This window comes from Ornithinimicrobium sp. (genome assembly GCF_030537745.1).
GTDB lineage: Bacteria > Actinomycetota > Actinomycetes > Actinomycetales > Dermatophilaceae > Ornithinicoccus.
This window is the reverse complement of record NZ_JAUNVI010000069.1, coordinates 1-6,346: the sequence shown is the minus strand read 5'-3', so window position 1 is coordinate 6,346 and position 6,346 is coordinate 1. Positions and strand designations below refer to the sequence as shown.

Sequence of the window (6,346 nt, the reverse complement as noted above, 5' to 3'; positions counted from 1 at the left end):
GCGGGCGTCTAGAGTTGCCGACCGTGACTGCACCGGTGATCAACGCGCGGGGGCTGCGCAAGACCTACAAGGACTTCGCCGCTGTCGACGGCATCGACTTCCACGTGCAGCCGGGGGAGTCTTTCGGTCTGCTCGGCCCCAACGGAGCGGGCAAGTCGACCACGATGCGGATGATCGGGGGCACCCTGGACCGCACGGGCGGCGACCTGGAGGTCCTCGGCCTCGACCCAGCCGACCACGGCCCCGAGGTCCGCGCCCACCTGGGGGTGATCCCGCAGCAGGACAACCTCGACGAGGAGCTGCGGGTCCGGGACAACATCATCATGTATGGCCGCTACTTCGGTCTGCCCCGCTCCTACCTCGGGCCCAAGGCTGACGAGCTGCTCGACTTCGCCCAGCTCCAGACCAAGGCAAAAGACAAGGTCGCCAGTCTCTCGGGAGGTATGAAGCGCCGGCTCACCATCGCGCGTGGCCTCGTCAACGAGCCCAAGATCCTGCTCCTGGACGAGCCGACGACCGGTCTGGACCCGCAGGCGCGGCACATCCTGTGGGATCGGCTCTTCCGGCTCAAGGAGGCGGGCACCACGTTGGTCGTCACGACCCACTTCATGGACGAGGCCGAGCAGCTGTGTGACCGCTTGATCGTCATGGACCATGGGCAGATCATGGCCGAAGGCTCGCCCCGGCAGCTGATCCGTGACTACTCCACCCGTGAGGTGGTCGAGCTTCGCTTCGGCTCCGACCGCAACGCCCAGGTCGTCTCGCAGCTGGAGGGGGTCGGTGCCCGCAACGAGGTGCTGCCGGACCGCGTGCTGATCTACACCGACGACGGCGAGGCCGCGCTGGATGAGGTGTCGCGCCGCGGCCTGCACCCCGTCACCTCGCTGGTGCGCCGTTCGTCGCTGGAGGACGTCTTCCTGCGACTGACCGGGAGGTCCCTCATTGACTGAGTCACCCAGCCTCTCGGGGCCAGGCGTCACGTCGACTACTGGGCAGCTCGACCCTCACCGGCTCGTGCAGTCCGGACGCGTGCCCGCTCATGCCGAGATGGCGCGCCGCGCCGCCCGATTCGGCATCTGGTACTACGCCGAGACGGTGCTACGCGGCATGCGCGCCTACGCGTGGCCGATCATGTTCTACGCCGTCGGCCAGCCGCTCCTCTACATGGTCGCGATGGGCATCGGGCTCGGGGCCCTCGTCGACTCCGGCGCGGGCTCGGTCGAAGGCGTGAGCTATCTGATGTTTGTCGCGCCCGCCCTGCTGATCTCCACCGCGGTCATGTCGGTCTCTGCTGAGATGACCTATCCGATCATGGCTGGCTTCAAGTGGCAGCGGCTCTACTACGGGCCGCTGGCCAGCGCGATCAGCCCCGGGCAGATCGCGCTGGGGCACTTGCTCGCGGTCGGGATCCGCTTCCTCATCCAGACGTTGATCTTCTGGCTGATCATGCTGGCCTTCGGCGCCGCCCCGAGCCCGTGGTCGTGGCTGATCGTGCCGATCGGGGTGCTGACCGCGACCTCCTTCGGCGCGCCGCTGCAGGCCTACGCCGCAACGGTGCAGGACGAAGGCTTCCAGTTCTCCTTCATCCAGCGGTTTGTGGTGATGCCGATGTTTCTCTTCGCCGGGACCTTCTTCCCGCTCTCGGCGATGCCGGCCTACCTGCACTGGATCGGCTGGATCTCGCCGGTGTGGCATGGCACCGAGCTCGCCCGCTGGGCGGCCTACGGCGCCGCCCTCACGCCCATGATGGCGGCCGTCCACCTGGCCTTCCTGCTCGCCACCACCGGTCTGGGGCTCGTCATGGGCGTGCGGGTCTACACGCGGAGGTTGCGGTCATGAGTGTGCCGAGCGCGCTCGCCGGGCTCTCCTCGGGCAACGTCGGTGCCGTCCTCGAGCGCGGCTTCAAGGTCATCCGCAACCAGAACTGGATGATCCTCGTCTCCGGCTTCTTCGAGCCCGTCCTCTACTTGTTGGCGATGGGCATCGGGATGAGCGGCCTAGTCGGCACGGTCGAGGGCCCCGGTGGCCAGCCCATCACCTACGCCGCCTATATCGCGCCCGCCCTGCTCGCTACCTCGGCGATGAACGGCGCGATCTACGACTCGACCTGGAATGTCTTCTTCAAGCTGCGCTTCGCCAACCTCTACCAGGCCATGCTGCAGACCAGCCTCGGTCCGCTCGACGTGGCGCTCGGGGAGATCATGATGGCGCTCTTCCGCGGCTTCATGTATGCCGTGGGCTTCCTCGGCGTGCTCGCGGCCATGGGGCTGGTGACGAGCTGGTGGTCGCTGCTGATGGTGCCGGTCGCGGTGCTCATCGCCTTTGGTTTCGCGGCGTTCGGGATGGGCGTGACCAGCTTCATGACGACCTTCCAGCAGATGGACGTCATCAACTTCGTGATGCTGCCGATGTTCTTGTTCTCCGCCACGCTCTACCCGATCAGCGTTTACCCCGAGGCGATCCAGTGGTTCGTGATGGCGACCCCGTTGTGGCACGCCGTCGAGCTGATGCGGCAGCTGTCGGTGGGGCACTTCACCGGGCTGACCTTGGTGCACGTCGCCTACTTCGTCGGTATGACGTGCCTCGGGCTGTGGTTGACGACGGTGCGGCTGCGGGCGCTCTTCCTGCGCTGACGGGGTGCGGCGGCCCCGTTAGGCTGGATGCGTGACCTCTGTCCTCGATCCCGCCTCCGCCGACCTGACTCTGCTTCAGGACAGGCAGGTGGCAGTCCTGGGTTTCGACGCGCTCGGCGCGGCTCATGCGCTGAACCTGCGCGACAGTGGCGTTGACGTCTGGGTGGCCGTTGCCCCCGACAGCAGGCTGGCGGCGCGCGCCGAGATGGAGGGGCTGTCGGTCAGCGCTCCGGAGGAAGCGGTCAGACGGTGCGACATCGTGCTCATCCCGACGCCGGAAGCAGTCGAGGCCGGTGACCCGGCAGTCGTGGCCCTCCAGAAGCTTCTCGATGAAGGCACCGAGCCTGGCGATCTGGTCATCGTCACCTCCGCAGCGATCGTCCAACAAGGTGGTCTCACCGTCCCACCGGGGGTCGATCTGGCGATGATCCGCTCGATCGGTGACGGGGACCGGGTCCGAGATGAGTACCTCGATGGACGGGGCTGCCCTGCCCTCGTCGCGGTGGCCAGGGACGGCAGTGGCGCCGCCGAGGCGACGCTGACGGCCTACGCGGCAGCCATGGGTGCCCTGCGCTCCGGTGCCATCGTCACCACGCTCGAGCACGACGCTGCGGCGACGGCGTATGCCGAGGAGCACGTCCACGCCCCGCTCCGGGAGACGGTCGAGGCCGCCTTCGAGGCCCTCGTCGCTGAGGGTGTGGAGGAGGAGGTCGCCTATCTGGCTGTGGTCCACGAGCTGAAGACCCGGATCGACCAGATCTACGAATCCGGCTTCGCCAGTCAGTACGGTCCCGGCGGCCAGCCGGAGCAGGACCCACCGGACACGGCTTCGAGCCGGCGATCTGCCGCGCAGGGCGCTCCGCTGATCGACCGGGTCGGCCGCCGGGTGCGCTCCATGATGAGCTGGATCCGTTGACGTCGCGTCACTGACCCACGGCCGCTCAGCGCGGACCGCCGGCGGATACGCTCAGGGCATGAGCACGACGACGACGTCATCCCACACACCGTTCGCGATCACCGAGCGCACCCAGCGTGCCTCGGCCGACGAGATCGCCACGGTTCTGGAGAACCCAGGCTTCGGCACCAACTTCAGCGAGCACATGGTGCTGATGGACTGGGACAGGGAGCAGGGGTGGCACGACGCGCGCGTCGTGCCTTATGGCCCGATCCCGCTCGACCCGTCGGCCGCGGTCTTCCACTACGGCCAGGAGATCTTCGAGGGGATGAAGGCCTACCGGCACGAGGACGGCACGGTGTGGACCTTCCGTCCCGAGCGCAACGCCGAACGGTTCAACAATTCCGCGCGTCGCTTGGCCCTTCCGGAGCTGCCGCCGGTCATCTTCCTCGATGCCATCAAGGAGCTCGTGACGATCGACCAGGCGTGGGTGCCCGAAGCCGGCTCGGGCGAGACCTCGCTCTACCTGCGGCCGTTCATGATCGCGACCGAGGAGGCGCTCGGGGTCCGGCCCACCAACAGGGCGCTCTTCGTGGTCATCGCCTCGCCGGCCGGCGCCTACTTCAAGGGTGGCCTCACGCCGATCAGCTTGTGGGTCAGCGAGCTTTATGTGCGCGCCTCGCCCGGTGGCACCGGCGCCGCCAAGTGCGGCGGCAACTACGCCGCTAGCCTGGCCTCGCAAGCCGAGGGCATCGAGCACGGCTGCGACCAGGTCGTCTTCCTGGACGCGATCGAGCACAAATTTGTCGAGGAGCTCGGCGGCATGAACATGTTCTTCGTCTATGGCGACGGTCGGTTGGTCACGCCGGAGCTCACCGGCACGATCCTGCCGGGCGTCACGCGGTCCTCGCTGGTGGAGCTGGCACGTGAACGCGGGATGATCGTGGAGGAGCGGCAGTTCACCATCGACGAGTGGCGCGAGGGCGTCGCGTCCGGACTGATCACTGAGGTTTTCGCCTGCGGGACGGCAGCGGTTATTTCGCCGGTCGGCCGGCTGGCCTGGAACGGCGGCGAGGTCGCAATGCCGGACTCGCACGAGGTCACCATGTCGCTGCGCGAGGAGCTGCTGGACATCCAGTACGGTCGCGGCGAGGACGCGCACGGCTGGCTCTACCAACTGGTCTGACCAGCGCGCCGCGAGCGAGCAGCACGCGCTGTCCCCAGGGCTGCTCCGCGGAGCAGCCCGGGTCTGTCGGTGCCGCGCTCTAGCGTGGACCACAAGAGTCAGGGAGGGGCCCGGCTCACGTGGGGGGAGGACCAGGACGTGGACGTAGACGAGGTTGTGGACCAGACGCGGCAGGAGCTGCCGTCCCCGGACGAGCTCAGTGAGCTGGGCGACCAGATCGCCCAGCTCGCGGGGCAGATCGCAGCCGCCACTGCCAGGTTTCTCGCGCTGCTTGGCCAGTTCGACGAGCATGGCGGCTGGGGCGTGCCAGGGATCCGCAGCCTGCCGCACTGGCTCTCATGGCGCACCGGTATGAGTCTGCGCACCGCACGGGACCACGTCCGGGTCGCCCGTTCGCTGCGTTCGCTGCCGCGCACCGCCGAGGCCTTCGCCAAGGGTGAGCTGTCCTACTCAAAGGTGCGTGCAGTGAGCCGCGTCGCCACCGGAGAGACCGAGTCTGAGCTGGTCGTCATCGCCAAGAACGCCCCGGCCGCGCACGTCGAGCGCCTCACCGCCGGACTCCGCAAGGTGGCAGCCGGGCTGAAGAAAGAGGAGGAGCGACGCAACCGCCCCGACCCACAACCTGGTCAGCCGCCGTTGCCGTCAGACCCGCCGCCGCAGTCGCTGCAGTGGCGCTGGGACGAGGAGAGCGGGGACCTGGTGGTCTGGGGCCGGTTCGGGCCGGCCGACGGCGCGAGGTTGCTCGCCGCACTGACCCGGGCCGAGCTGGAGAGGGTCCGCACTATCGCCCATGACGCGGACCCCACCGACGAGTCCGGGGCAGAGCAGATCGACCGGACCGCGCCAGCGCCACTGCAGGCCGGGCCCGCGCTGCTGGCCCTCGCCGAGATCGGGCTGAGCGTCCAGGACGCCCCAGAGATGGCGTCCGCCGCCGAGGTGATCTTCATCCACCAGCAGGACCAGGCCCGGCCGAAGGGCTGCTCCGAGGGGCAGCCCGGGGTCGTGGCTGCCGACGACGGACCGGCGCTCGACGACGCCACCGCCGAGGAGGTGCTCTGCGGGGCCGACAGCCGGTGCCTCCTGCGCGGCCAACGGGGTGCCGTGCTGGCGTTCGGCCGCCGCCGTCGCCGGTTCTCGACGGCGCAGCTGAAGGCGTTGAGGCTTCGTGACCGCTGCTGCCAGACACCGGGATGCGCGCGCACCAGGTTCCTCCACGCCCACCACGTCGTGTACTGGGCTCATGGCGGGGCTACCGACCTCGACAACGCCGTGCTGCTCTGCGGCTCCTGCCACCGTGCAGTCCACCTCGGGCGGCTCGCTGTCCGGTCACTGGGCCCACAGCAGTTCGAGTTCGTCGACCCCCTAACCGGGAAGGTTCTGCTCCTCTCTCCGCCACTGTTCGGGCGGGCCGACCGCATCCTGGCGGATCGCAGTATCACGCCGCGCACCGTCACCGGCGGCTGGGCGGGCGAGCCGCTCCACCTGAGCCTGGCCACCACCATGCTGATCACCCAGTGGCGCAACAGCGGGACGGTCCTTGGGCCGGACCGCGACTCGACACCGCCGTGGGAGGACTTAAGCCGTCCCGCGTGGGAGAGGGCGGATCATCATTGTGGAGGAGGGGCCTGGTGG

6 protein-coding genes are annotated in these 6,346 nt (G+C 68.6%); all 6 read left to right on the top strand.

The features are described 5' to 3' along the window. Positions 1 to 23 precede the first annotated feature (23 nt). Positions 24 to 950: an ABC transporter ATP-binding protein gene (locus Q4P07_RS12185; protein ID WP_303375193.1), complete on the top strand. Its 927-nt coding sequence runs from the start codon at positions 24 to 26 to the stop codon at positions 948 to 950. After that, positions 943 to 1,839 (top strand): ABC transporter permease, encoded by an 897-nt coding sequence (locus tag Q4P07_RS12180; RefSeq protein WP_303375186.1) that lies wholly within the window; start codon positions 943 to 945, stop codon positions 1,837 to 1,839. Before Q4P07_RS12185 ends, Q4P07_RS12180 begins: the two co-directional genes overlap by 8 nt. After that, positions 1,836 to 2,633, top strand: coding sequence for an ABC transporter permease (locus Q4P07_RS12175; protein ID WP_303375185.1), 798 nt, complete (start codon positions 1,836 to 1,838; stop codon positions 2,631 to 2,633). Before Q4P07_RS12180 ends, Q4P07_RS12175 begins: the two co-directional genes overlap by 4 nt. A 31-nt stretch (positions 2,634 to 2,664) precedes the next feature. Beyond that, positions 2,665 to 3,549, top strand: coding sequence for a ketol-acid reductoisomerase (locus tag Q4P07_RS12170; RefSeq protein ID WP_303375184.1), 885 nt, complete (start codon positions 2,665 to 2,667; stop codon positions 3,547 to 3,549). 58 nt (positions 3,550 to 3,607) lie between these two features. Next, a complete protein-coding gene (locus Q4P07_RS12165) occupies positions 3,608 to 4,714 on the top strand; it encodes a branched-chain amino acid aminotransferase (RefSeq protein WP_303375183.1) in 1,107 nt (368 codons plus the stop codon). Positions 4,715 to 4,852: 138 nt separating this feature from the next. Further along, positions 4,853 to 6,346: HNH endonuclease signature motif containing protein (locus tag Q4P07_RS12160; protein ID WP_303375182.1), on the top strand; the 1,494-nt coding region annotated here is incomplete at its 3' end.